Here is a 26,920-nt window from a genome sequence, read left to right on the forward strand (position 1 = left end):
GTTCCCCCACTCTCGCTAGCCAGTCCATCCATGATATCGAACGATCTTCCGCATTTCGTACCTGCTGACCTACCCGATGCCCTGCTGGTCGGACGCATCTGGCGAAACGCGCCGATAGACGGGCCATCGGTCGTCGTTGTTCGTGACGGTCAGGTCTTCGACATCACGGCGTCGGCGCCGACGACCTCCGATCTGTTCGAACGCGTGGACCTGTTGGAGTTTGCGCGTCACGTCGAGGGCGAGGCGCTCGGTCCCGTCGAGAACATCGGCCAGGTATTGCTCGCGCCATGCGATCTTCAGGCCATCAAGGCATGCGGCGTGACCTTTGCCGTGAGCCTGCTCGAACGAGTCATTGAAGAACAGGCTGCTGGCGACGCGACGCAAGCCGACACTGTGCGCGCGACGATCGCGCAACTGATCGGCACTGATCTCTCCAGGATTCGCCCCGGCACGCCAGCTGCCGACAGTCTGAAGCGGGAACTGGAACGGCGCGGCGCATGGTCGCAATATATGGAGGTCGGCATTGGGCCTGACGCAGAGGTGTTCACCAAGTCTCAACCGATGTCCGCAGTCGGCTACGGCGCGGATGTCGGGCTTCACCCTGCCTCCCACTGGAACAATCCGGAGCCAGAAATCGTTCTGGCGGTAAACAGCCGCGGAACGATCGTCGGTGCAACCCTTGGCAACGACGTCAATCTGCGCGACATCGAGGGACGCAGTGCGTTGCTGCTCGGCAAAGCGAAAGACAACAACGGCTCATGCGCGATCGGTCCTTTTATCCGCTTGTTCGATGATCGCTTCACGATGGACTCGGTGCGCGCAGCCAGCGTGTCGCTCAGAATAGAAGGCGCGGACGACGGATTCATTCTCGAAGGCGTGAGCCACATGCGCGAGATCAGCCGTGACCCGGAGGAACTCGTCGCCCAGACTGCCGGGCCGCATCACCAGTATCCCGACGGCTTCATGCTGTTCCTCGGCACGATGTTCTCTCCGATTGAAGACCGGCATGCTCCGGGCAGCGGCTTCACGCATCACCTCGGCGACAAGGTGACGATTGCAACGCCGGAACTCGGCGCACTTGTCAACGCCGTGCAGTCGTCAACTGAGATCGCGCCCTGGCGATTCGGCGTACGCGCTCTTTACGAGGCCCTTGCAAAACGGCGGGCACTTGCCCGTGCCATGGGGCAGGTAAGCGACGCGTAAATCGGCGCTGAGCGTGACAAGAAAGTTTCCGCGAGATCGGTGACGGTCGGTCAAAGGCGCGTGCCAGGCTGGTGTGCTGAAGTGCCGGGCAAGATCGTGACCGACCAGCTGAGCAGCTATCCAGCTGCGAAGCTCAAAATATCCGAACTCGCCACAGTCAAACACGTCTTCGTCAGGCCGAGGCTTCCGTGATCCCGATCACGCAGATCGCTTCCCAAACGCCCGGCGGAATGAAATGGTCAGAACACGGCGACATGGTTGTCAGCGACGTGGTGTCTTTGACGGCGGTTCACACGTTGCGTTCGCTCCGCGCGCACAACGCACCGAGGCGAGGCGAGGATCAACGGCTATAGCCGGAACACGGCTACGGTTTCCTTGAGTTGCCTCGCCTGTTCCTCGAGCGACTGCGCCGCGGCGGCAGCCTGCTCGACCAGCGCGGCATTCTGCTGCGTCACCGAGTCCATCTGCGCGACGGCAAGTGCGACCTGTTCAATACCGGCGCTTTGTTCCGACGAGGCCGCGGAGATCTCGCCAATGATGCTAGCCACTCGCTCAACGTCGGTGACGATGGCCTGCATGCGACCTCCCGCGTCGCACACCAGTGTGCCGCCCGCCTGCACTTTTTCGCTCGACGTCTCGATCAGTTCCTTGATCTCCCTGGCCGCCGCCGACGAACGCTGCGCAAGCGTCCTGACTTCGGAGGCCACCACCGCGAATCCGCGTCCCTGTTCGCCTGCTCGCGCGGCTTCGACTGCCGCATTGAGGGCAAGAATGTTGGTCTGGAACGCGATCCCTTCGATGATTGCAATGATGTCGCCGATCCGCACCGAACTCTCATCGATCTCGGCCATCGTCGCGACCACACCGTCGACCGCACTGCTCCCACGCCGGGCCGTGTCCGTGGCGCTTGTCGCGAGGCTCAGCGCGTGGCTCGAGTTTTGGGCGTTATGCCTTACCGTACCCGTGAGCTCCTCCATGCTGGCCGCGGTTTCCTGCAAGGACGCCGCCTGCTGTTCCGTGCGCGAGGACAGATCAAGGTTGCCCGAGGCGATCTGCTGCGCGGCCGTTGCGATCGCATCGCTTGCGCGGCGGACTGCGGTCACCGTGGTTGCCAGACCGTCGCGCATTTGCGAAAGACCGAGCAGCAGCGCGCCCATTTCATCGTGGGAGCGGACTTCGATTCGTCGCGAGAGATCACCCGCCGCGATCCGGTCAAAGTGTCCCAGCGCCTCGTCAAGCGGACCGCTGATCGCGCGGCGCAGCGACACGAAGGTCAATGCGCCGGCGAGCAGGCCGAGCACGGCGGTTCCAACCGTTATGGCGCGAAAACGCCGGAAGCCGGCTTCCGCGTCAGCGTACCGTGCCTTTGCCTGATCCCGCTGAAGCTGCTTGAGCTCTGCACTGGCAGTGACATAGTCGGTATTGGCCACGGCGATGGCCTTCAGCGCTACCTTGACCGCAGCGCCGTCCATCCCCTTGACCGAATCCGTGAACGCATCGAGGTCATCCTGCACGCGGCTGCGCTTTGCATTGACCACGGCGGCAAGACGGCTCTCACTCGACGTGGCGGGCAAAGCAAGGTACTGCGCCCACGCCTCCATGCCCTGCCCTTTGAGCATGCGGTAAGTGGCCACGTCTTTGTCGACCGTCGGCGCTACCGGATCGAAGGCGATCCGGTCGACGGTCGTGCGCTCGCGGCTGATCGAAAGTTCGGCGTCGCCGATCAGCCGTGTGCTGACGAGCCGGTTTTCGTAGGTCTCGCGATTGGCATCGTTACTGCGCGCCATACCCGTCACGCCGAGCGCGCCGATGGCGCTCAGCAGCGCGGATAACAGAAGTATCGCGGCACCAAGTCGTGCGCGTATCGACAGTTTTGGCATCGTGTCTATCCTCGACGGGCGCTCGAACCGTCGAGCGGAAGCTGCGTCATTGCACCATCGACGAGCCGCATCAGCTTGAGCGGATTGGCGTTTTTCAGCGCATCGGGCAGCAGTTCGTCCGGGTAGTTCTGGTAGCACACGGGCCGCAGGAAGCGGTCGATCGCGAGCGTGCCAACCGAGGTGCCGCGCGCATCGGATGTCGCGGGCCAAGGTCCGCCGTGGACAATCGCATCCGACACTTCGACGCCGGTCGGATAGCCGTTCACGAGCAAGCGGCCTGCCTTTTCCTCGAGCCGCTCGATCAGCGCGCGATGCAACAACAGATCATCGGGCGACGCAATCAGCGTGGCCGTCAGTTGACCGCGCATTGCGGATGCGAAGCGCAATAGCTGGTCGGCGCTATCGAGTTCGACGACGATCGTCGCCGGTCCGAAGATTTCTTCTTCGAGCGGCCGGCTTGGATCGAACAGGAGGCTCGCGTCGGCAATGAACAGTTGCGGCGCGGCTTGCCGGGCGTCGCCCTCGGCAGACGCGTGCAAGCGGATGCCCGACTGGCCGGCGGCGCGCTCGAGCGCCGCGTTGAAGTTCGCGAAGATGCCCGGGTTCAGCATGGTTTGCGGAGCCTGCTGTTCGATCGCACGGCTCAAATGGTCGATAAATGCGCTGAAGCGAGCCGAGCGCACGCCGAGCACGAGACCTGGGCTCGTGCAAAGCTGCCCGCAACCCGTCGCCACTGAGGCTGCCAGTTCGTTGGCGATCGCCGCGCCCCGCTCCTCCAATGCGCGATCCAGCACGAACACCGGATTGACGCTCGACATCTCCGCGAACACCGGAATCGGCTGTTCGCGAGCCGCCGCGAGATCGCATAGCGCGCGCCCGCCACGCAGTGAACCGGTGAAGCCTACCGCCTGAATGCCGGGCGCCTGCACGAGACGCGCGCCGACGCGCTCGCCGTAGATCATGTTGAAGGTACCCGCCGGCATGCCGGTGCGCTGCACAGCCCGTTCGATCGCGTTCGCCATGTACTCGGCTGTGACGAGATGGCCGGAATGGGCCTTGACCACCACGGGGCAGCCGGCCGCCAGCGCGGACGCGGTATCGCCGCCCGCGACGGAGAACGCCAACGGAAAATTACTCGCGCCGAACACTGCGACCGGGCCGACACCGATCCGGTACTGGCGCAGATCGGGGCGTGGAATCGGCTGCCGTCCCGGCAACGCGCGATCGATGCGCGCGCCGTAAAAATCGCCGCGGCGCAGGACCTTGGCGAACAGGCGCATCTGATTGCTGGTGCGCGCGCGCTCGCCGACAATGCGGCCGTTGGGCAATGCCGTTTCGCGCATCACTTCGGCGATGAAATCGTCGCCGAGCGCATCGATCTCCTCGGCAATCGCGTCGAGAAAGTCGGCGCGCTTGCTCGCCGGCACCGCACGATAGCGAGGAAACGCAACAGCCGCAGCTTCCGCTGCGGCGTCGATTTCTTCATTGGTCGCCTGCGCGAAGGCGACCGGATAGGCCTCACTAGTCGATGCCGACAGACTATGCAAGGCCAGGTCGCCTCGCGCGCTGCGCTGGCCGCCGATGTAGTTGTGACCGAGAACGGTTGCTGTCATTGATTTTTTCTTGGGGATTGATTGGGACCGACGCGCGCCTGCCGCACGATGGCCAGGCGGCGCCGGAAACAGGGTGAAAGTGAAGGTCGCGTGAAACGCTCCCGCGTTAAATGGTCAGCAGGAACGGCGCCCCCGCCGCCTGCGCGACTTCGCGGATCTTTTCGCGCAACGAATCGGGCATCGGTATGCCCTCCACGCTGCGCTCCACGCGCGTGAGACGTTCAGGATCCCCTGGGATCAACACCGGCTGCGTCGGGTCGGCCGGCTGGCTGCCGCGCAATGCGTCGATCACCGCGTCGAGATCGGCATGGTATTCGTCGATGGGACGGAATGCCGCCGGATTCATCGCGAGAAAAAAGTGGCCGATATTGTCGGGTTCGTCGCTCTTTTGCGTACGGTTGCGGATCGGCGAGAACGAACCGCCGCCCAGCGTGCTGCCGAGGATCTGCGCAAACAGGCCGAGGCCATATCCCTTGTGGCCGCCAAGTGTCTTGCCGTCGCCGCCGAGTGGTGCGAGACCTCCGCCCAGTCGCTCGAACAGCAACCGGTAGGCTTCGGCGGAATCGGTCAGCGTGTTGCCGCGCGCGTCGAGCGCCCAGCCCGGAGGCAATGGCTTGCCCTGCAACGCGTAGACCTTGACCTTGTTGGACGCGACCACACTGGTCGACATGTCGAGGATGACAGGCGGATGCCGTCCCGCAGGCGTCGCGAAGGCAAACGGATTGGTGCCGAGCATCGGCTCTGCGCCGAAAGTCGGCACCACCGTCGCAAGACGTGTCGAGCACGACACCATCGAGATCAGACCGCGTTTTGCGGCCATCTCGGCGTAGTAGCCGGCCGCGCCGAAATGCTGCGAATTGAATACGGACACCGCGCCGATATCGCACGCCAGCGCCTTTTCAATCGCTAGTTCCATCGCCATGCGCGAGGTGGGATGACCCATCGCCGCATTGCCGTCGATCAATGCGGTAGTCGCCGTCTCGCGCACGATCCGTGCGCTCGCCTTCATATCGATCTGTCCCGCCCGATACAACTCGTCGTAAAACATCAGCATCGAGATGCCGTGCGAGTCGATGCCCTTCAGATCGGAGTCGATCAGGATCCCGGCCGACGCCTCGACCTGCTCGGGCGACATGCCCCATGCCTGCAAGATGACCTCGATTTGCTGCTGTGCGATTGCGGCCCCGACGCGGGGCATAGTGTCTGCCATGAGTGACCTGATAAACGAAAGAATTGAATCGATAATAGGGGCCTGCGTACCGTGCGGCCTGTCCGTCACGTCAACGCTATTGCGTGGCGGACGCGGGCACCGGTCCGTTGCGTCCGGCGAGGCCGAGCCGCAACCAGACCACCAGCGCGCCAATGCCGAGCAACAACAGGCTGACGGCCGGCACCAGCATCGGTGCGGACGTGCTGCCCGTCACCTTGCCGACCCAAGGCATGATGTTTTGCGCGAGAAACCCGCCGACGCTCGAGCCCGCGGCGATCACCGCGAGCGCCGCCGCGCCGCCCGCGCCCTTCATGAACGACGCCGGCAAGAGCCGCGGCGGCAGCGCCCAGAAACACGGAATCATCAGATACAGACACGGCGCGCCGAGCGAGAGCGCCGCGAAACGGAGCGCATTGCTGAATGGCCCCACGCTCGCGACAAAACACAGAATGCCGAGCAAGGCCGCGCAGAATGCCGCGATCAGCACGCGGCGCGGCGTTTTGAGCCGGCGCGGCAACCAGAGCAGCATCAGCGACGTGACGAACCACGGAATCATGTTGAGCAGGCCGTTGACGCCGCTCGTCACGCCAAAGCCTTTGACGAGCGTCGGCAGCCAATAGGCGATACCGTAGATCGCGATGGCGATGGTTCCGTAACCGACACTGAACAGCGCCACCGTGAAGAGCGCGGCCAACGACCAGCCCGTGCCGCCGGCAAGACGCGCAGCCGGCGGGTCGGCGCGCAACCGGCTCTCGACGACGTCTTTCTCGCGGGCGCTGAGAAACGCCGCGGATCGCGGGCCATCTGGCAGACGGTACAGCGTGAGAAAGGTCAGCAGCACCGCCGGCGTACCCGTCGTCAGGAAAACCCATTGCCAGCCCGCTAGATCCGCCACGCCGTGCAGTTCGAGTGAGAAGCCGCCGATCAGCGAACCGAGCATATTGCCCATGCTGCTGCCAAGCGTCAGCAAGCCGACGATACCTGTGCGCTGCCGTTCCGGAAACCACATGCCGAGATAGAGAATGATCCCGGGATAAAGTCCAGCTTCGGCCGCACCGAGCAGAAAACGCAGAACCTGGAACGCGAGAACCGACGGCGTCCAGGCCAGCAACAACGTGGCGACACCCCACGTGAACATGATCCGCGAGATCCAGCGTCGCGCGCCGAAGCGATGCATCATCAGGTTACTCGGCACCTCAAACACCAGGTACCCAATGAAGAACAGCGAGGACGCAAAGCCGTACGACGCTTCGCTCATCTTAAGGCTGCCCAGCATCTGCAATTTGGCGAAGCCAATGTTGGCGCGGTCGATATAAGCGACCAGGAAAATCGCAATCAGCAGTGGCACGAGGCGCCACGCTATGCGCGTAAAAAGTCGTTCTTCGCTGCTTCGGTCGGTCACTGTCGCCTCCATGGCGGGCCGCTGTCGCGCGGCCCATCGTCAATACGGATGAGTGTGGTCTCGTGCGGCAAGCCGCACGGACTCATTGTTGTGAACAGACACCGTTGCGCGGAATCGTGCGTTTCCACGGCCCGGATGTCGATTTACCTGCTTACAGGCCTGAGCCGCTGCGGGCCCGGCTTTCGTTCCATGCGTCGAATTCGGCGCGCGTTGCGTCGTCCGGCGGGTACAACCCGAAGGTGGCGCGGCCGGCGCGCACCTGCGCGTCCACCCAGTCTTCGAACACGGTCATGGCGGCGGCTTCTTCGGCGATCTCGTTGGCCAGATGCGCCGGAATAACCACCACGCCTTCCGCATCGCCGACAATGATGTCGCCGGGATACACCGCTACATCGCCGCACGCGATCGGCACGTTCAGGTCGACAGCATGGTGATGAATCAGGTTGGTCGGTGCCGACGGCCGCGCCGCATAGCACGGAAAGTCGAGCTTCTGCATATCGGGAGTATCGCGAAAGCCGCCGTCGGTGACGACGCCCGCGACACCGCGCATCATCATTCGCGTGACCAGAATGCCGCCCGCGGACGCCGCGCGCGCGTCCTTGCGCGAATCGACCACCATCACGTGCCCCGGCGGAATTTCCTCCACGCCGCGCCGTTGCGGATGGCTGCGATCCGAAAACACGCCGATGTGATCGAGATCCTCGCGGGCCGGAATATAGCGCAGCGTGTACGCCTCCCCCACCATGTGCGCGGCCGCCGGGTTGACCGGCAGCACGCCTTGCACGCAGACGTTGTGAAAGCCGCGCTTGAAGAGCGCGGTGGTCAGGGTTGCCGTGCTGACATTGCGCAGGCGGGCGCGGTTCTCGTCGGACAGCGGGCTCGCGAGAGTCTCAGAGGTCACAGATTTGCTCCTGGTTTCGGTGAAGTGGTGGCTTGGCGCGGGTCAGAACTTGTGGCGGATCGCGAAACGCACCGTCGCCTGCTGATTACCCGACGAAGGGGTCAGGCCATTGAGCGACGCGCGCGCCGCATGGCCCGTCGAATCGGTGCCGGACGCATGTTGCAGGACGCCGATCAGATAGAAGTCGGTGCGCTTCGATACGACATAGTCGGCGCTCAGCGCGCCCTGCTGATATTTCGCATCGTTCGCCGCGCCGCCGTCCGTATAGTTGTAGGCTGCGCCAACCGACAAGGCCGGCGTCAGTTGATACTGAATGCTGAGTTCCGCGCTATTGAATGTCGCGGTGCCGCTCATGCCGGCCGGATTGAGCACCGACGCCACGCCGCTCAGATGCTTGTACTTCGTGTTCGAATAGATCGCGCCGACGGTCGTCGCGCCGATGACATAGGTGGCGCCCACGCCGATGATCTCCTGGCTTTGAGCCGACGCATACCCGCTGATAACCGGCGAGCTGCCGAAATTGTTCGTGGCCGCGGTCGCGCCAACCGCCGTACCGAAGAACGATGCATTCGGATTGCGCGCGTTCAGGTAGCCGACGCCGACATTCAGCGGGCCGTGCGCATAGCCGGCACCGATCGAATAAATCTGGTTGCCCGCCATGCTGCCCGGCACGCCGCCGAAGCTGTACATGCCTTCGGCCGTGAAGCCCGCGTAACTGGCCGTGCGGTACTTGACCGCGTTGTTCACGCGATTGGTGTTGTTGAGGTTGTCCAGGTCGCCCGGATGCGCGCCGATGCTGCCCGAGAACATCGCGCTCGGCATGAGTGGATGGACGTAGTCGACGACCGGGTCGTACTGTCGGCCGAGCGTCACCGTGCCAAGCTTGCCTGACAGTCCCACGTACGCCTGGCGACCGAACAGCAACGAGCCCTGTCCCAGTTTGCCGCTGTTCACGTCGAAGCCGTTCTCGAGCACGAACAGCGCCTTCAGGCCGCCGCCCAGGTCCTCGACGCCTCTCAGACCCCAGCGGCTGCCGCTCAGAATGCCGCTCGAAAGGCTGTACAGGTTGTGGCCATGGCCCGGGCTGGTTTGTACGTTGCTCGTGTAGTTGATGCCCTCATCGATGATGCCGTATAGCGTTACGCTGCTTTGCGCGTGGGCCGGCGCGGATGCCGCCGCGGCAAGCGCCGCGAATGCAAGGGCCGCACGCGCGGACAATGGCTTCGATGATGTTGTTGTAATAGGCTTATGCACTGCGGGGTCTCCAGTCACTTTTGTTGTCAAGACAGAAAGGGATTGCGCTTTGCCGGCGCCCGGCGCGCGCAACAGAAATCCGACGAGGCGATACCCTGCCTCGTCAGCGGGAATTTTTATTCAGTTATCCTGTTCGTCACGCCTGCTTCAGGATGCGATCGGCGATCATCATGCCGATCGGTATCGCGGAGGTCGCCGCCGGCGAAGGTGCATTGCATACGTGCACCATGCGCGGCGTGTCGGCGAACAGGAAATCGTGCAACAGCGTGCCGTCGCGCATCACGGCTTGCGCGCGAATGCCGGCTTCGCAAGGCAGCAAATCATCGACGCTCAGCGAGGGACAGTATTTGCGGCACTGCTCGAGATAGCCCCGCTTGAACAGCGAGTTCTTCATCTCGCCCATGCCCGAAGCGAGATTGCGCCCGATGGTTTTCCAGAAGCCCGGGAAGGTTGCGTATTGCGCGACGTCCCGCAGATTGACCGAGAACTTCGGATAGTTTTCGCGGCCGAAACCGAGTACCGCGTTCGGTCCGACCGTGACGCTCCCGTCGATCATTCGCGTCAGATGCACGCCCAGAAACGGCAGATCAGGATCGGGAATTGGATAGATCAAATGCCGCACCACATCGTTTTTCGAGGCAGGCAGGCGGTAATATTCGCCACGGAACGGCACGATCTGGTGGTCGATTTTCACGCCCGCGAGCCTCGCCAGGCGGTCTGATTGCAGCCCACCGCAGACCACCAGCTTTTTCGCTCGCCAGTGCGTATCGTCTGCGCCGATCGTGACGTAATCGCCGCTTTCCACAATCGACGTAACGCGCGTGCCGAGCCGCACTTCGCCCCCCGTCGTCGCGATGACTCTCGCCATCGCTTCGCATACCTGACGATAGTCGACGATTCCCGTCGCATCGACAAAGAGCCCGCCCATACCAACGATATTCGGCTCACGCCGCTGCAGTTCTGCGGCATCGAGCCGCTCGACGCGCAAACCATTCTGCCGCGACCGGGCGTACAGTGCCGCCATACGGGACAGTTCGAGCGGATTCGACGCGACCAGCAGCTTGCCGCACACCTCGAAAGGAATGCCGTGCTCGATACAGAACATCTTGGTCGCCTCGGCGCCCCGCTTGCACAGTTCGGCCTTCAGGCTGCCCGGCTGGTAGTAGATGCCCGCGTGAATCACGCCGCTATTGTGTCCGGTCTGATGTTTCGCGAGCGTCGTCTCTTTCTCAAGCAGCAGCAGCGAGGCCGAGGGTTCGCGCTGCAGCAGTTCCATGGCCGTCGCGAGTCCGACGATGCCGCCACCGATGATGCAAAAGTCGTAGGTCATATTCTTTTTTGCGAACGAAGGCTTGTGAAGGCTCCTCGTCCGCTTATCAGGTTGTCAGACTAATCATGGCAAAAAACGCGCGCTGCTTTCCAGGCACGAGCCCGAAGGCCCGGCACGAAAGCGACTGTCAATTCAATCGGCGGGAGGTAACTCGATTTTCTGGCGTTTTGCCGCAGCACGCAGGTGCCGATCCGCTGATTCTGCAGCGGCCCGATAATCGCCACGCTCGATCGCGTCGTACAGTTCACCATGTTCCTGACGCGCATAATCGCCAGCGTGACTTGCAGTGTTGGCCCACTGCGCGCGACGCACCGCGACCAGTTGGCCGCGCAGGAAATCGTGGAACGCGACGAAATACTCGTTCTTGGTGGCCGCCGCGATGGCGCGGTGAAACGCAACGTCGGCTGCCGAGGCGGCGTCTAGATCGTTTCGCTTCTTTTCCATCTCGCGAATCGCGTCGCTCATACGCTTCAGATCTTCCGCCGTGCGCCGCCGTGCTGCGGTCGTTGCGGCTTGGGTTTCGATCCACAATCGCATTTCAAACAGCTGGGCCAGATCCAGCTTCTGATTGCCGCCGCCAGGCAGTCGGAAAACGGTGCCGGACGGTGTCTGCGAAATGAACGACCCGGCCCCTCGCCGCGCCACCAGCACGCCATCCGATTTCAACTGGGCGATCGCTTCGCGCACCACTGAGCGGCTCACGTTGAGCCGTTCAGACAATTGCTGCTCGGTGGGCAGACGTGACTCGGCGGGGAAATGACCTGCGTCGATTTCCGCGCGGAGTGCGCCCACCACACGTTGCACGAGCGAATCGGGGCGTTCCAGTTCAAGCATCGACAGCATCTCGTTTAATCAGGTTGTCGGACAATATCGCCATCTTTGAGGCATGTCAAGCAGACGGGCGTGGGTTCGCCCGGAATCAACGGCTTCGGCGCCGCAAACGGCTACGTCATACACCGCCATCCCGGGGAATAAAACGCGTCCGACGGCAGACTCGACACGACGTTGAACCCCGCGGTCGAAAGCATCCGTCCAAGCGGCACGCCCAATTGCTTCGCGCCTGACGCCGGCCTAACTGATCATCTTGTCCAGCGTGATGGGAAGATCCCGAATTCGCTTGCCCGTCGCATTGAAGACCGCGTTCGCGACAGCTGCGCCGACCCCCGTAATTCCGATCTCGCCAATACCTCGCGCGCCCATCGGCGTATGTGGATCCGCCTCCTCGTTCCAGATGATGTCAATCTTTGGCACGTCAAGGTGAACCGGTATGTGATAGTCGGCAAGCGATGGGTTCATCACGCGGCCAGTCCTCTCATCGAACTGGGTTTCCTCCATCAACGCCAGACCAAGGCCCATGATGATGCCGCCGCGAAACTGGCTGGCGGCGGTCTTGGCATTGATGATCCGACCGCAATCGAACGAGCCGAGGACCCGGCTCACACGAATTTCGCCAGTGACAGCGTTCACTCTGACCTCGCAGAAGAGCGCGCTATGGCTATGCATGGACCAGTGTTGCAGCTCGAAGGGCATCGGCGCCTCTGCCTCGACACTGACTTCCGTCAGCTTGGCACGGGCCAGTATGGCAGCATAGGTCTCAAATCGGCTCTCATCTTCCAACGCGCAAAGTCCGCCGTCGCGACCGCCCACCTCGTCCGATAACAGGCCAGACAGCGGCGAGCTATTGCCGGCGAACTGAAGCATTTTCCTCACGAGCTTGTGATGCGCGGCAATCACGGCAGCGCCAACCGCGGCCGTCTGCTGCGAACCGCCCGCGAGCACCATGCCCGGCAGAGTGGAGTCGGCGTATTCAAAGTCGACGTCGTCCATGCTCAGCCCGAGGCGCTCGGCAATGACCTGGGTCTGAGCAGTCGATGTGCCCATCCCCATTTCGTGCGCAGCGACGCTAACCGTGGCGCGGCCTCTGTCGGTCAGGGTGATCCTCGCCGCGCCGCCAGGCATCCGGTAGTAAGGATACGTGCCTGTGGCACAACCTATACCGACCAGCCAGTCGCCATCGCGCCGTGCACCCGGCTCGCCACGCGCAACCCAACCAAATCGCTCGCGGCCGACCTTCCAGGCGTCGACGATACCGCGCTGCGAGAATGGCAACCCCGTTGTTGGATCCTTGTCGGGTTCGTTGGCAATGCGCAGTTCGATGGGGTCGATGCCCATGGCATGGGCGAGCTCATCAATGCCGCACTCCAGTCCGAATGTGCCGACGGCTTCACCGGGCGCGCGCATGAAAGTGTTGGCCGTCATATTCATTTTGACGGTTTCGACGTCGAGCAGAAAGCTGCGGGAAGCGTAGGCGCTCCTCGCCGGCAGAATGAACGGCTCCGGCATGTTGTTGTGCGCCGTCATCGCGACCGTGCCTGTGTGAATCAAAGCGTCCAGCGTGCCATCGTCCTGCGCACCGAGTGCCACACGCTGTTCGGTGAGCGTGCGGCCGCCGACAATGCGGTACACACCTTCCCGGGACAGCATGATCCGCACGGGACGTTGCGCCAGCTTTGCTGCCGCAGCCGCCAGCAGCTGGTGCTGCCACACCGTTTTCGAACCGAAGCCGCCGCCGACATACGGAGACGTGACGCGCACATTTTTCTCATCGATGCCGAACATGTAAGCGATAGTCCATGCTTCGTGGGCGACCGCCTGCACCGTGTCGTGGATCCGCAGCGTATCGCCGTCCCAGGCGAGCGTCGCCGCATGCAGTTCGATAGCATTGTGGTTCTGGCGAGGCGTCGTGTAACGCACGTCGATCTTGTGGGGTGCCGCAGCTAGCATGGCTTGCGCGTCGTTGATCTCGAGCTTCAGCGGCTCGCCCATGAAAACACCTGGCTCCGAACCTTTCGCTTTGGCTGCATCGAGCGAGGTTACCGCGTCGCTGCTCCGCTCATACGTGACGTAAATCAGGGACTGGGCGTGGTCCGCCTGCTCCTGGGTTTCGGCCAGCACCAGCGCGACCGGCTGGCCGTTCCAGTGGACCTGGTCGTCCTGCATGACCGGCAGATTGTCGCCGCCCACGGCTTTGGCCTGGGTCATGAAAGCCGGCATGGGTTTGAGACGCGGCGCGTTGCGGTAGGTCATCACCAGCGCAACACCTGGCGCGGACTCGGCCGCGGCGGTGTCCATGTCGACGATTCGCCCTCGGGGAATGGACGAATATTTGAGCGCCGCGTAGGTCATTCCGTCCTTCGGGAACTCCGCAGCGAAGGTGGCCCTACCAGAAACCTTCAACGGCCCATCGATCCGGCTGACCGGCGCGCCAATCAGGCCATGCTTGTGCCTGATCAGCGGATCGGGCTCGCCGCCGGGGATAAAGCTGTCGGGGGCGAGGGCTATGGCCTTTTTCATCACCGCCTGCATGGTGTCCTTGAGGATAGACATCAGCGTGTCTCCTGAAAAGCAGTCAACTTCATCAGCGTGTCCGTGATCAGACGCTGGCCCAGCTCGATCTTGAAGGCGTTGTCGCGAAGGCTTCGAGCGGCGGCGAACTCCGCCTGCGCCGCCGCTCGGAACGCCGCCTCAGTCGCCGGACCGCCCTTCAGGGCAGCCGCGGCCGCGTTGGCACGCCACGGTTTGTGCGCGACGCCGCCCAAGGCGATCCGCACCTCCCTCACGATACCGCCCTGCACTTCCAGAGCCGCGGCAACCGAGATCAGCGCAAAGGCGTAGGAAGCGCGGTCGCGTACCTTGCGATAGACGGAACGGCCCGCGATGCCGGCCGGCACGGTCACGGCGGTGATTAGTTCACCCGCCTCCAGCACCGTTTCGACGTGCGGCGTTTCCCCGGGCAGCACGTGAAAATCGACCAATGGAATGTCGCGGGCGCCGTTGCGGCCTTCCACTGTCACCACCGCATTCAGCGCGGCCAGCGCCACGGCCATATCCGACGGGTGGGTGGCAACGCAGGCAGTCGAGGCGCCGAAGATCGCGTGCATGCGGTTGAAGCCCTCGATGGCGTCGCAGCCCGTCCCGGGTTCGCGCTTGTTGCAATGCGCGGCGTCGTCGTAGAAGTAAGCGCAGCGCGTGCGCTGCAGCAGGTTGCCGCCCACCGTCGCCATGTTGCGGATCTGGGCCGACGCCCCTGCCAGAATGGCCTGTGACAACATCGGATAGCGCTCACGCACGCGGCGGTCGGCCGCCACGGCGGTGTTCCTGACGCCGGCGCCGATCCGCAGGCCGCCGTCGCCGGTCTCTTCTATCGCGCACGAGAGGGCTGTCACGTCGACGAGCACCGTCGGATGCTCGATGGTTTCGCGCATCAGGTCGACGAGGTTGGTGCCCCCTCCCAGGTATTTGGCGCCCGACCGGGCGCCAAGCGTCAACGCCGTCTGCGGGTCGGACGCGCGTTCATAGGTAAAGGGGTTCATTACGCGGCCTCGCGCTTGCTGGACCCGGCCTTGCCGGTGCCGAAGGTGTCTTGGATCGCGTCGACGATGCCGTTGTAGGCGCCGCAGCGGCAAAGGTTGCCACTCATCCGCTCGCGCAACTCGCTATCAGTCAGTTCAAAGCCCTCGGCGGCCACGTCCTCGCTCACATAGCTCGGCACACCACAATTCAACTCTTGCGCCATGCCGACAGCTGAGCAGATCTGGCCCGGCGTACAGTAGCCGCACTGGAAGCCGTCGTGTTCGACGAAGGCCGCCTGCAGCGGATGAAGCTCGCCGGGCGAACCAAGCCCTTCGATGGTGGTGATCTCGCAATCCTGATACTGCGCGGCAAGCGCGAGGCAACTATTGATACGTATTCCGTTGACCAGCACCGTGCAGGCGCCACATGCCCCTTGATTACAGCCTTTTTTGGCACCGAACAGGTGACGCTTCTCGCGCAGTAGATCGAGCAGCGACGTCCTTGGGTCAAAGTCCAGTTCGACTTCGTTGCCGTTAATAACGAAATGCATGATCGCACTCCCCATTAGATTGGGCTACCGCAAATGCCGCCGTTTCTGTAGCCGATAAATTGCCATGCTGCGACAGATTGGCAAGATTGCAAGTGTTTCAACTTGAGCCAGCTGTAAAAATCGGAAGCAAGAAAGTCTCTCCTGCCGTGGCGTCCGGATTTAAGGCAATTCGGTGACTGGCTTGCGAGGAACCGCATCTGTTGCCGCCCGAATGCCGGCCGATTTGCGATATTCCGAGGAGCAAGGGTCGAAGAGGGATAGTGCGCTCTTTCGTGAGGAGGTGGCAAGGGAAATGCCTGCACCAAATCGACGTTCAGCACCGTCCTGTGAAAGCACAGGCTTACTATTTCCTCTCGATCCCTTGCTTATCTGACAAGCAGCCGGGAGATACCGGGCAATTGGGCTTGACGCTGATGTTGCGCGAAGCGCTTCCGCGGTCACCGGCCATTGCCGCGCTCGTGGCTAATGCTTGCGACCTGATTAGACACGATCGGCAATCGGACTCACGAGGAGCGTTTCGATGCCGATGCCGACTGGCGTGGCACCTGTGTCCCGCTGGCAAGCGCGCGATTCTCTACTTGGAGTGACGCGGACGGTGAAGGCCATAAGCATCGCAGGGGTTGAGGCCAGAGGGGCCCTCTCGCCACCCACGATGTTGGATATTCGCCGGATCCACAAAAATGCCCTCGGCCGAATCAGGGAGATTCGCCTCAGCGTAAAAAAATGGTTTCAACAGGTTCGGCCGGATGTGTTCACGGAATCGACCGATCCTAGAAGCGGTGTCGCACGCCTAACATGGCTCCCGTCTGGAATGCCCCTTCCGTCACGGTGTTGTAGCCCGCGAGGCCCAGGCTGCTATTCGCATGGTTCGCAACCACACCTAGTTGAACATAGATGTCCGTACGCTTGGAGAGCAGGTAGCTGCCAAGGAAAGACACCAGTAGCGGATTTCCATGACCTGTATTGCGGTCGGCTTCATAGAAAACGTCCCAGTTGAGCGACAGGAATGGCGTCGCATCATAACGCGCCGCCACCCAATAGAGCGCTTCCGACGTATTCTTCGCTGCCCGCTGCGTATAGAGACGATAGGCGGCGATGAGTTGAACCGGTTGGAAATCGTATGTGAACGCCACGCCGTAACGCGAGGTTCTGGTATTTCTCGCTGCGACCGTATTGCCGTTCTGTACGTCGTACAGCAAACCGATATTCGCCGCCCGGTAATCGTAGGTCAGAAGCAAGCTTTCTTCCTTGCCGATCTTGTAATCGCCGGCGACTGGCCCGGCGCCCGTGACCGAGTCGTACCCGAAGCTATACAGATTCTTGATCCGCAACGTGCCGCCGCCAATGCCAAACTTCTTCACGTAGGTAACGGAGTTATCGGCACGGCTCGTCATTGCCGAATCCAGCAGAATTGCCGACCAGGTAGCGGGGCCAACCGCGTCGTACAGCACGCCGAAGTCGTAAATCGCCGTGGTTTGCCGGCCGAGTGTCAACGTACCGTATTTCGAGGATGACAGGCCGACATATGCGGAGCGGCCAAACAGGCGGCCCGAATTATTCATCGTGCCGTTCATTGCATTGAAACCGTTTTCGAGCCGTGCCACCGCTGCCAGACCCCCGCCCAGATCCTCATTGATACGAAGGCCCCAACGAGACGTCTGCGCGCCACCTGATTGCGCCGCGAACGTCGATGCGCCGCCGCCCGTACTCGTGAGATTGTGATTCGTCCATTGCACGCCGGCGTCCACGATGCCATACAGCGTTACACTGGTCTGCGCCATCGCAGCGGTACATGCAAAGGATGCAAGCGAAAGAGTAATTAGTGTCTTATTCATTGTCAGTCTCCAATATTGCCTTTATTAGAAAAACGTGAAAGTGCTGCGCCTCAACTGCAACACTTCTTTGAACACTCCCCCTTAGTGTCCAGGCGCCGCGTCATCCAGCGACCTCTGCCGACTGTCACCCTTGATAACGAACAGCAGGATGATTGCTGCAACCAGCAATGGCATCGAGAAGTAGTAGATGATCTGATGGATTTCCGTGCCCAGCGTGAGCAACCAGCCGAGAACGAGTGGTCCTGTAATTGATCCACAACGGGCGCCTGCGAGGATCAGTGCTGCCGATAGAGCGCGAATCCGCGTGTCGTACAACTCGTTACTCAGCGTAAAGAAGACCGGCATCACGGCACCCGAGAAGAACGAGTAGCCGATGTCAAAGCCCAGAATGACCGGGACGGGTGCCCGATATTCGAACGACAGGCCAAAACCCACGAAGCACATCGCGCTCAGCGCCGAGAACAACAGGATGGCCCAATTACGCGGCATCTTGTCCTGAAGCCACATGCCGAGGATCTGACCGATCGGCGTTGCGACCAACACGATCAGCGTGAATCTGAAACTCGTGGTCAGAGTGAAACCTTGCTTGACGAAAATCGACGGTAGCCAGTGTCCAACGCCAGTGACCTGGACGTTGTTGGCAAGCTGGAAGAACGCCAGCGCCGCAATGGTGACTGCAGAAAGACGCAGTAGCGAAAACCGCTTGCGCCAGGTTAATTTCCCGGCCTTGGCCTTGCTTTCGCTCGACGGCGGCACGAGTTCGATATTGCGATAACCTGATTTATCGGCGAGTTGGCGGACGATCTTCCCGGCCTCTTCCGTGCGACCTTGCGAGAGCAGGAAACGCACCGATTCCGGGATATAGCGACGAACATAGACGATCATCAATGCCGGCAGAACGCCGACCCACAGAAGTGCACGCCAGCCAAATGTCGGAATGATCAGCGTTGCAACGATCGCACACACCGTCCAACCGGATGCATAGGCAATCGATCCCGCACCAACAAAAATATGGCGGAGCCGCCTCGGTGCCATCTCCGACAGCAGCGCGAATGCAGCCGGAAATTCGGCTGCCATGCCAAGACCTGCAACGAAGCGGGCACACAGCAGCGTGTTATACGTTGGAGCAAGCGCGGCCAGCAAGGTGCCGAACGCGTAGAAAAAAATGGCCCATTGCAAAATCGGTTTGCGGCCGATCTTGTCTGCCCACGGGGCGACCAGCAGTGCCCCGCAAAACAGTCCTAAATTCTGTACCGAGCCAAGCGCGCCCGCCTGCAAATGGTTAATCGCAAATTCCCTGGAAAGTAGCGGAAGCGCGAATGAAATAGTTTGATTTTCGAAACCGTCGAGAACCTGCGCGACCATACAACCGACGAGTAAAATCCAAAGCCCGGGATTCATCGGCGATTCGTCGATGAACTCGATGTAGGTCATACGCCTCACCCCGATCGAAGGTGAAACGCTGCCTTTCTCGACCGATATACTTTCCATCTATGTCTCCTGTTTGTCTTTATTTGGTTTCCGATGGTGGCTTGGAGCGAAGCGGACTATTACCTGACGACTCAACACCACTTTTCTGCGACATTGCTCCTCGCTTTCAGACGCGATATAACAAGCGACTGAACGCGAAATTTGGGCATTTGTACCGTTGACTGCACGCCAACACCTGTCAGGAATGGCGCCAAGCGTTGTTGCGAAACAGGAGTGGTAACCGCAATACCCAGCTTAGGCAGCAGGCCGCCCCATTGCCGGGCTCACCACCGCCTACTCGCAGGCGATTCGGACGAGATTCATCAGCAACACCGCATATTGGATAGACTGCGTGATGGGTACTTGCCGCATGCGAGCGCAGACTGGACCATCAGGCTGCTGCTATCTGACGTAGTCCCCAGTCGGTTAATGATCCGGACGGGTTCAGCAGGCGTCGCACTGATCGTTGTGCGATAGGCGTTTTCCATGTGCGGAACCCTTTGTTTGAAAGACTTTTTTATTGACCGATCTGGGCGAGCCGGGCCAGCAACTCATTTGGCGTACCACAAGCCACAGAACTTCGAATCTGCTTCCAGCGACCCGGATTAAGCCGATTGATAAGCGGCAGTGAACGAGCGTTCCGTCGTCTTGTCTGCGATAGGCTCCAGTGACCCAGCCATGTCGATCGCCGCAATCATCAGATCCCAAAACGCGGCTGCGTCCATTGGGGACTGCGACTGCGTACCGGAGAGCAACAGCGAATGCAGACGACTATGGTGTCGCAGACCGTGCGACTGTCCAATCCTCCCGCCGGTCGACCAGCCAACGAAATGAATGCGCTCGATTCGGGTTTCGTCGAGCAACTCGACGACGTCATACGCCAACATGTCGATCGTATAAGGCGCCCGAGGCGCGGAACTGCCACCATGTCTGCGCGGATCCGTGCGCAGGACGCGTTAGCTGGCATCAACGACGTCGAGTTCCATCGTTCCGATTGCGGTAATCGTGCCCTTCAGCTTGTCGCCATGAAAGAGCTGCGACACGCCGGCGGACGTTCCAGTCGTGAGCACCGTGCCTGCCTTCAAAGTGCGATCCATGCTCAAGAAGCGGATCAGGTCACGGACACCGTTAATCATGTCGGCCGTATGCGCATGCATCACCTGTTTGCCGTTCTGATCCACGTCGACGAACAGATTCTGTGGCTCGCCCACTTCATCCTTGGTGACGAACCAGGGCCCGAGGCCGCAGAACGTATCGAAACCCTTGCGGATGTTGCGGGTGTTGTGAACGCCATGCCCCCACGGGTCGCGCGTGCTGATGTCCCAACAGATCGTGTAGGCGAACACGTAGTCGAGCGCATCGTCCGCACTGACGTTCTTCGCATCGCGGCCGATGACGAGAGCGAGCTCGCATTCGTAATCGACGTGCTTCGCGACTTTCGGCAATATCACCGTGCCTCCGGGGCCCACCAGTGACGACGCCGGCTTCAGAAACACTTCTGCCATCAGTTCGTCCGCCGTCAGCCGGGACCGGTCATAGGCCTGCACGCGGCCGGTCATTTCCGTCTGGTGCGAGCGATAGTTCGCCGCTGCCGCCCATATGGCCGGCGGATTATCGGTCGGCGCGAGCAGCTTCACGGATGACAGCGGCACGGCTTGCCTTTGATGGGCGAGGCCGATTGCCCCCTCCGCTTCCGGGTCGTTGGCGAGTGCGTCGATGACCTCGGTCATCGACGCGCCCTTGCGCGTGACACCGGCAATTGCGAGCGCTTCGCCCAACGGATAAACGACGTCACCTTCGATCAGGCCTGCTTGGCCATCGTTATAACGGCAGATCTTCATAGTTGCTGGTCAGTGTCGGGTTAGAGTCAGACTTTCCATTCCGTTTCGGCATTCGGGCCGTCGGCGTACGACTCGTCGACGAACGGTGTTTGATCCCATTGTGTCAACGGGTCGAAGCCATACAGCCAGTCGTTCTTGCCGTATTGGTGCGAGGAACCGTGTTGATCGACCTGAGCCTTCTGCGCCTGCGTGTCCTTCATGTGCTTGAAGCGCAGGTTCGTCAGCGAGAAACGCTGTACTCCGTGCACACGCGGAATGCGAACGCGACGGAAGTTCTCGAATGCCTCCTCGACCGAACAACCCGAAGACAGCCAGCGGCCAAGAATGTAGGCATCTTCGAATGCCTGGCAGGCGCCTTGGCCCGCGTTTGGAACCATTGCATGCGCCGCATCGCCGATCAGCTGGACGCGGCCGAAACCCCAGTTGTCATTGATCGGACGTGCGAACAGGCCCCACTTCATGCAGTCCCTCACGAGATCGAGCAGACGCTTCAGGCGGGGCTCCGGATTCGGAAAGCTCGCACGCATATCGTCTGGATCGCCCTTGCCGTTCCACGTTTCTTCGACCCATTCGCCGGTATCCTGCTGCGTGACGATGTTGACCAGCGTCTTGTTGCGAATGTAGTACGCACGAATGTGAGCACCCGGCCCGACCCATTCGACGTGGCCGTTCGGAGCCAGGATGTCTTCCGGCACGGTGCTCGCGTCGAGCAACGCGCGCCACGCCATCTGGCCGGTGTAGGTCGGCCGGTCGTCGCCATACAGCGTTTGGCGAAGCACCGATTTCACGCCGTCTGCCCCGATCACATATTCCGCTTCCACCACGTCGCCGTTTTCGAACTTGAGCGCTACACAGTCTTCACGCACGTCGGCGCTCACCAGACGGTGCCCGAGATGGATATGCGACTTGTCGACGGTCGATGCGAGCGCATCGAGCAGATCCGCACGGTGAAACGAGTAATAAGGCGCACCCCACTTTTCGGCGAGCTTGAAGCGGTCGCGCGATTGAATGAACTCGCCCGTTTGCATCTGGAGCATGTACTCGCCCGGCGACCGGTGACCCACCGCATCCACCGCTTCTCTTGCGCCCAGACCCCACAGGGCCTTCACCGCCTGGGGGCTGCAGCTCACTGCTGCGCCGATCTCTCCCAGTGCAGGCGCTGCTTCGAACAGTTCGGCATCGATACCGAAGGTTTTCAGCGCGTTTGCAGTTGCTGTCCCCGCGAGCCCGCCCCCAACGATCGCGATGCGGCATTTCGTTATCATTGCTCTTCCTTCTAAGACGTCATTAAGAATGTGAACTGACTATATGGAGTTAGCGACCCCGTAACAAGTCAACAATTCATGCGAAATCATTAGCGACATTGATGGTTCCATATAAGACGTGGAGAAGAGAAACATCACACGTCTTCTGCATCGGTGTAAGTACCTATTTCGATCGGCATGTTCTGTTAGATTTCCAGTCGTTGATGTTGCGGCATTCAGCTGGAGCAAGGTAAAGTCAGGCACGATTCACTGCTTCCTTAACCATCATGTCAACACAACTCGACCGGTATCTTCACCTCAACCTGAAGACGCGCCAACTCAGGTTGTTGGTCATGCTCGAGGATCTTGGAAGTTTGAAGAAGGTAGCTGAAGCAACGCACGTCACATTACCCGCCGTATCGCGAGCGCTCGCGGAGCTTGAAAGAGGCTTGGGTCTCGATCTGTTTACCCGGACACCCCAGGGTATCCGCCCGACAGTGTACGGGGAATGTCTGATTCGACACGCTCGCAACATACTTACCGACGTACAGCAAGTACGCGACGAACTCAATTCGCTGTATAACGGATCGGGCGGAAAAATCAATATCGGCGTGTATCCGGCATCCAGTTCCGTATTAACCCCGAAGGCCTTGCTTCTGCTGAAGCAACGCTCGCCGAACACGAATGCGCAGGTTATTGAAGGCACTCGTCCGCTTCTGCTGCCGCAGTTATGGGAAGGGAAAATCGATCTGATAGTCGGCCGCTTGCCGGCAGTTCCACCTTCGAGTGGTTTCGATGAAAAACCTCTACTGGAGGAAAGACTGGTTGTCGTAACCGGCCCTCAACATCCGCTAGCGAAGCGCAAGCGCCTTCAATGGGCCGATCTGGAACCGTATCCGTGGGTATTGCCTCCCCACGCTTCGCAGATACGCGAACCTTTTGAACGCATTCTTGGAAAACAGGGACTCGAATTTCAAAGGAATTATATTGAGACCATGTCGGTTCAAGTCGCGCGTTCGTACCTCTATTGCAGCGATGCGATCTCCATACTGGCAACTACTGCGGCACGCGACAAATTTCAACCGCTCGCTATCCTGCCTTTGGCGCTTCCTCCGATGTTGCGCGCGACCGGCATGATGTGGAACCGGAACCGGCCTTTTAGCGCGGCAACAAAATTAATGATGGACTGTCTTGAAGACGCAGCCAGAGAGATACGCGAGAAGGAAATATCGCAGCCGAACGCTACTTTTTAGTCGGCCACTCTGGTTCCGCGCAAAGGCCGATCCATTCCGCAGATCCGGCCGAAAATCAGTGCAAGGCACTGACTGAACCTCAACAGGTGCCCGGCGCGCATTACTTGCCGAACAGTGCCGTTGAGAACGGCACGCTTGTTTCCGGGGCATGAAACGCCGGCGTGGGCCGCGCAAGGCCCCATTGATCACGCCGTCCCTTCGGAAAGCCCCATTCATCCGGACCCTTGAACTTGTAGGTTTCGTCTACCTGTTGGACTTCGGCCGTGTATTCGACGATAAAACCGCCCGGTCCGACGAAATAGCAGAAGACGTTGTCGCAGGGGCCATGACGCCCGACGCCCCAACCGATCGGATAACCGGCCTCCGTCATGCTGCCGGCGGCGGACATCACCGAATCGATATCCTGCATTTCGAAAGCCAGGTGGTTATACGAGCTCGACTTCGAAATGAACAGTGCGAGGCTGTGATGGTCCGAATTGCAGTTCAGGAACGTGATGGTTTTGCTTTGGTCAATGACGCGAAAGCCGAGCTGATCGACAAAGAATTTTGCCTCGCGATCGGGACTATTCAACACGATGTGAGAGATCTTGCCCGGAAGATCGCGCTGGCTTCCGTAGTCCGAATGTTGCTTCGGCTCCGCCACGACGCGGAAAACACGGCCTTCACTCGGGTCGCGGAAGGAAAAACCATAACCACCGCCAATGTCATCAAGAGGACCGTTCGTAGGTGTGGTTTCCACTCCCGAATTCCGGAGCGATGCGAAGAGAGTATCCGCCTGCTGCCGGGACTCGATCGAAAGATCGATGTGGAACAGTCTGGGCTCCTTAAAACGATGAAGCGCCAATGCATAGAAGTCGCGCCCCGTACCTCGCAGATAAACGCTATCAGGCGAAGTCGAGACCGCCTTGAGCCCCCAGTTTTCTTCGTAGAAACGCGTCGCTTCTTCAAGGTTCGGCAGCCCGAAGTGGACACTACGAACGCCGTTGATGCCAGTTCTCGTCGTCATAAACTTACCTTCAAAGTAAAGTCGCGAGTCTGCCCCGCAATTTATTGTTGCCTTGGCGTTGAACGTCACAACCCGCAGACCGACCTTCCGTTCAATGCATCAAGGGGGGCCTACCCCGGCCCAGGACGGAACGTTAAACGGCTTCCCGAACTTTCTTGAGCCAGTTCAGAAACACTTGATTAAACGCCTCGGGCTGTTCCACGTTCGGGATATGCTTGGCGCCGGCGAATTCTTCGAAATGGCCGTTGACGAACAGCGACGCAATCTTGCGACTGGCCTCCGGGGTCGCGCTGGGATCATCGCTGCCGCAACCGACCAGCACCGGCAACTTCACTTCGCCGAGCCGCCCGGTATAGCTGAAGTTGGCGAGCGCCTGCGCACAACCGATATAGCCTTCCACGGTGCATCCCGCTACGGTAGCGCGAATCTGGTTCCAGCGCAGCGGGTTCCTGGCACGATACTCCGCTGTCAGCCAGCGACCCATCGTGTCCTCGGCAAGCCCTTCCACGTTGCCGGCCTGCTTGAGCTTTTCGATCCGATCCCCCCAATGTGTCGCTGCATTGGGGAAGCTTTGGCTTTGCGTGTCACAGAGAAATGCCGAATACAGACGATCCGCGTAGCGCAATGCCAACGACTGACCAATCGCGCCGCCGATCGACAAACCAACGAAATGAAATCGGCCGACGCCCAATGCGTCCGCCACTGCGATCACATCATCCGCCAGTGCATCGATGGTATAAGGCCCTTCTGCTGCACGGCTACCGCCGTGACCTCGCAAGTCGGTACGAAGCACCCGGTAACCTGCGGACAACAAAGCCGGCACCTGTTCTGCCCACAGCCCCATGTCTGCGGCCAACGAATGCATGAGCATCACAGCCTGGCCGTCTTCTGGACCGACGAAATCGTAGCTGATGGTGCGATCAGCAAGCGGGAGCAGCATTGCAATTCTCTCCTTGATCTGACTTTGGCGGGCGTCTCCCGCCAACAAACTCTTGCTCAACAATCGCGAATCCATCTAATAATTGACGACGGACTTCCGCAATATCGATCTGTGTTTTACGGCAAAGCTAGCGGTAACTTGGACCAACTGTGTCCTGCATCTACAGATCCTTATCTGGTGGCGAGCAGATCCGGCAGTTCAGCCACGCTCGACTGTTGCTCCAGATTCAGAATGAAATCCACGAGACGACTTGCCTGTTCTTCCGGAATGGCCTGCTTCGAAAGCTTCATGAACTTGCCAATCACTTCGTCTTCGCTCGCGAAATCCTTTTCGTTACCGCGGCCTGCTTCGACCGTGCGCTTGAGACTCGTTCCGTTCTTCAGTTGCACTTCGACATGAACCATATGACGGGACTTCGAGCCGCGTGACGTGATTTCCGCGTCATGGTGTACTTCGACCTTTGCGGCGATACGCATACGATCGGGGTCGGCCACCTTGTCTTCGGTGAACTGCGCAACGAAAACGTCCCCGTCGAGCAGCAGCGTCGCAACGCAGTACGGCAGGTTGAGCTGCGCCGACGTAAGACCCTGCGGCACATATTTCCAGCCGACGTGATCCATCGTCACTTGCGAACCGTACACGATCACCTTTTCGACGTCTTCTGCGCCGAACGGATGTTCCGCTTGCATCAGGCGAATTGCATCCAGCGTGGTGTGGTTACTGGCCACGCACGAATAGAATTTCAGCGCAATGCCCATTGTCTGCCACACTTGACCGAGACCCGCAGTGAGTTGCTCCTTGTCGAAACGATCTGTCGAGCGCGAGAGCGTTGTGCAGAAACCACCATATTCGCTTTCGAGAACATTGATGATCCCGGTAAAACCCCTCTCTGCAAACAGCGCCCCGTAGAGACCGCTTTGCGACGCACGGCCAGCGTGCATCCGCTTGACCATTGCACCGTACTGCGCGGCCATCAGGCCGGATGCCTGCGTGCCGGCGATACCCAGCGCGTGGACCGTTTGCTCGGCGCTCAGGCCGAGCGCCCGTGCGGCACCCGAAGTAGACGAGAACACGCCAACGGTAGCGCCCGAGTGCCAGCCTTGGGCGATGTGTTCGGGTCCCATGCAGATGCCGACGCGCGGGCCAATTTCGTAACCGGCAACCGCAGCAGCCAGAAAGTCACGGCCCGTAATGCCCGACTTGCCCTCGACAACCGCGATCAATGCCGGCAGAACAACGGCGCCCACGTGCAGCACGCCTTGACGATGCACGTCGTCCAACTCGAATCCTTGCACCTGCGAACCATTCACGAGCGCAGCATGCGGAGCGGACAGCCGTTGATTCGTACCCCATACGCGGCTTCCCTTTGACGTATCGACGGCGGCCAGGCTGTCCTGAAGAATGCGGCTCCACGGCAGCGACGCCCCATAGAGCGCACAACCCACAGAGTCCAGAATCAGCAGCTTGATGCGCCGGATGACTTCAGCGGGAATCTGCTCGTACTGAAGCGAAGAGACAAATTCTGCTATCTGGCGCGTTTGCGGATTGTCGTAGGTGGTATCAGCCATTCTGGTATCGAATTCCTGGAGTGCCTTCGAGCACGGGGTCTAATGAAAGAGCGACGGTGCAATCGTG

21 protein-coding genes and 1 pseudogene are annotated in these 26,920 nt (G+C 60.6%); 3 read left to right on the forward strand and 19 right to left on the reverse strand.

Annotation, left to right across the window (positions count from 1 at the left end; all coding sequences use genetic code 11):
* Positions 1 to 30 precede the first annotated feature (30 nt).
* Both CIC12_RS21545 and CIC12_RS21550 read left to right on the forward strand, forming a co-directional pair.
* Positions 31 to 1,203 (forward strand): fumarylacetoacetate hydrolase family protein, encoded by a 1,173-nt coding sequence (locus CIC12_RS21545; protein ID WP_168666777.1) that lies wholly within the window; start codon positions 31 to 33, stop codon positions 1,201 to 1,203.
* Positions 1,204 to 1,284: 81 nt separating this feature from the next.
* A pseudogene (locus CIC12_RS21550) lies at positions 1,285 to 1,380 on the forward strand (IS6 family transposase); the annotation flags it as partial.
* Between the two features lie 170 nt (positions 1,381 to 1,550).
* Here CIC12_RS21550 and CIC12_RS33680 read toward each other — a convergent pair.
* The 16 genes from CIC12_RS33680 to CIC12_RS21630 all read right to left on the reverse strand — a co-directional run bounded on the left by CIC12_RS33680 (position 1,551) and on the right by CIC12_RS21630 (position 22,107).
* Entirely contained in the window at positions 1,551 to 3,083 is a 1,533-nt protein-coding gene (locus CIC12_RS33680) for a methyl-accepting chemotaxis protein (protein WP_168666843.1), read from the reverse strand.
* Positions 3,084 to 3,088: 5 nt separating this feature from the next.
* The gene (locus CIC12_RS21560) at positions 3,089 to 4,696 is read right to left on the reverse strand and encodes an aldehyde dehydrogenase (NADP(+)) (protein ID WP_168666779.1); all 1,608 of its coding nucleotides are present in this window, start codon (positions 4,694 to 4,696) and stop codon (positions 3,089 to 3,091) included.
* Between the two features lie 106 nt (positions 4,697 to 4,802).
* Entirely contained in the window at positions 4,803 to 5,906 is a 1,104-nt protein-coding gene (locus tag CIC12_RS21565; protein ID WP_168666781.1) for an Ldh family oxidoreductase, read from the reverse strand.
* Positions 5,907 to 5,982: 76 nt separating this feature from the next.
* Positions 5,983 to 7,320 (reverse strand): MFS transporter, encoded by a 1,338-nt coding sequence (locus tag CIC12_RS21570; protein WP_168666783.1) that lies wholly within the window; start codon positions 7,318 to 7,320, stop codon positions 5,983 to 5,985.
* Between the two features lie 139 nt (positions 7,321 to 7,459).
* A complete protein-coding gene (locus CIC12_RS21575) occupies positions 7,460 to 8,182 on the reverse strand; it encodes a ribonuclease activity regulator RraA (RefSeq protein ID WP_168666845.1) in 723 nt (240 codons plus the stop codon).
* Positions 8,183 to 8,251: 69 nt separating this feature from the next.
* Positions 8,252 to 9,463 (reverse strand): porin, encoded by a 1,212-nt coding sequence (locus CIC12_RS21580; protein ID WP_168666785.1) that lies wholly within the window; start codon positions 9,461 to 9,463, stop codon positions 8,252 to 8,254.
* A 136-nt stretch (positions 9,464 to 9,599) separates the two neighbouring features.
* Positions 9,600 to 10,793: an L-2-hydroxyglutarate oxidase gene (gene lhgO / locus CIC12_RS21585; protein WP_168666787.1), complete on the reverse strand. Its 1,194-nt coding sequence runs from the start codon at positions 10,791 to 10,793 to the stop codon at positions 9,600 to 9,602.
* Between the two features lie 132 nt (positions 10,794 to 10,925).
* Positions 10,926 to 11,636, reverse strand: a complete 711-nt coding sequence (locus CIC12_RS21590; protein WP_342030557.1) for a FadR/GntR family transcriptional regulator — start codon at positions 11,634 to 11,636, stop codon at positions 10,926 to 10,928.
* 228 nt (positions 11,637 to 11,864) lie between these two features.
* Positions 11,865 to 14,180 carry a xanthine dehydrogenase family protein molybdopterin-binding subunit gene (locus CIC12_RS21595; RefSeq protein ID WP_168666791.1) on the reverse strand — a complete coding sequence of 772 codons (2,316 nt, stop codon included), beginning with the start codon at positions 14,178 to 14,180 and terminating at the stop codon, positions 11,865 to 11,867.
* A complete protein-coding gene (locus tag CIC12_RS21600; protein ID WP_168666793.1) occupies positions 14,180 to 15,166 on the reverse strand; it encodes an FAD binding domain-containing protein in 987 nt (328 codons plus the stop codon). The genes CIC12_RS21595 and CIC12_RS21600 overlap by 1 nt, the downstream gene beginning before the upstream one ends.
* A complete protein-coding gene (locus tag CIC12_RS21605; protein WP_202984881.1) occupies positions 15,166 to 15,711 on the reverse strand; it encodes a 2Fe-2S iron-sulfur cluster-binding protein in 546 nt (181 codons plus the stop codon). The genes CIC12_RS21600 and CIC12_RS21605 overlap by 1 nt, the downstream gene beginning before the upstream one ends.
* A 755-nt stretch (positions 15,712 to 16,466) precedes the next feature.
* Positions 16,467 to 17,531, reverse strand: a complete 1,065-nt coding sequence (locus CIC12_RS21610; protein ID WP_168666797.1) for a porin — start codon at positions 17,529 to 17,531, stop codon at positions 16,467 to 16,469.
* A gap of 81 nt (positions 17,532 to 17,612) precedes the next feature.
* Positions 17,613 to 19,022 carry an MFS transporter gene (locus CIC12_RS21615; RefSeq protein ID WP_168666800.1) on the reverse strand — a complete coding sequence of 470 codons (1,410 nt, stop codon included), beginning with the start codon at positions 19,020 to 19,022 and terminating at the stop codon, positions 17,613 to 17,615.
* A gap of 584 nt (positions 19,023 to 19,606) precedes the next feature.
* On the reverse strand, positions 19,607 to 19,951 hold the full coding sequence (locus CIC12_RS21620; RefSeq protein WP_168666847.1) for an alpha/beta fold hydrolase: 345 nt from the start codon (positions 19,949 to 19,951) through the stop codon (positions 19,607 to 19,609).
* 6 nt (positions 19,952 to 19,957) lie between these two features.
* Positions 19,958 to 20,842: a fumarylacetoacetate hydrolase family protein gene (locus CIC12_RS21625; protein ID WP_168666802.1), complete on the reverse strand. Its 885-nt coding sequence runs from the start codon at positions 20,840 to 20,842 to the stop codon at positions 19,958 to 19,960.
* 26 nt (positions 20,843 to 20,868) lie between these two features.
* Positions 20,869 to 22,107 (reverse strand): FAD-dependent monooxygenase, encoded by a 1,239-nt coding sequence (locus CIC12_RS21630; protein WP_168666804.1) that lies wholly within the window; start codon positions 22,105 to 22,107, stop codon positions 20,869 to 20,871.
* Between the two features lie 332 nt (positions 22,108 to 22,439).
* On the opposite strand from CIC12_RS21630, the gene CIC12_RS21635 reads away from it, so the two are divergent.
* A complete protein-coding gene (locus tag CIC12_RS21635) occupies positions 22,440 to 23,339 on the forward strand; it encodes a LysR substrate-binding domain-containing protein (RefSeq protein WP_238812782.1) in 900 nt (299 codons plus the stop codon).
* A 100-nt stretch (positions 23,340 to 23,439) separates the two neighbouring features.
* On the opposite strand, the gene CIC12_RS21640 is transcribed toward CIC12_RS21635, so the two are convergent.
* The 3 genes from CIC12_RS21640 to CIC12_RS21650 all read right to left on the reverse strand — a co-directional run bounded on the left by CIC12_RS21640 (position 23,440) and on the right by CIC12_RS21650 (position 26,853).
* A complete protein-coding gene (locus CIC12_RS21640) occupies positions 23,440 to 24,345 on the reverse strand; it encodes a VOC family protein (protein WP_168666808.1) in 906 nt (301 codons plus the stop codon).
* Positions 24,346 to 24,478: 133 nt separating this feature from the next.
* Entirely contained in the window at positions 24,479 to 25,285 is an 807-nt protein-coding gene (locus CIC12_RS21645; protein WP_168666810.1) for an alpha/beta fold hydrolase, read from the reverse strand.
* Between the two features lie 170 nt (positions 25,286 to 25,455).
* Positions 25,456 to 26,853 (reverse strand): MmgE/PrpD family protein, encoded by a 1,398-nt coding sequence (locus CIC12_RS21650; protein ID WP_168666811.1) that lies wholly within the window; start codon positions 26,851 to 26,853, stop codon positions 25,456 to 25,458.
* Positions 26,854 to 26,920: the final 67 nt, after the last annotated feature.

Source organism: Paraburkholderia sp. SG-MS1 (genome assembly GCF_012275575.1).
Lineage (GTDB): Bacteria > Pseudomonadota > Gammaproteobacteria > Burkholderiales > Burkholderiaceae > Paraburkholderia.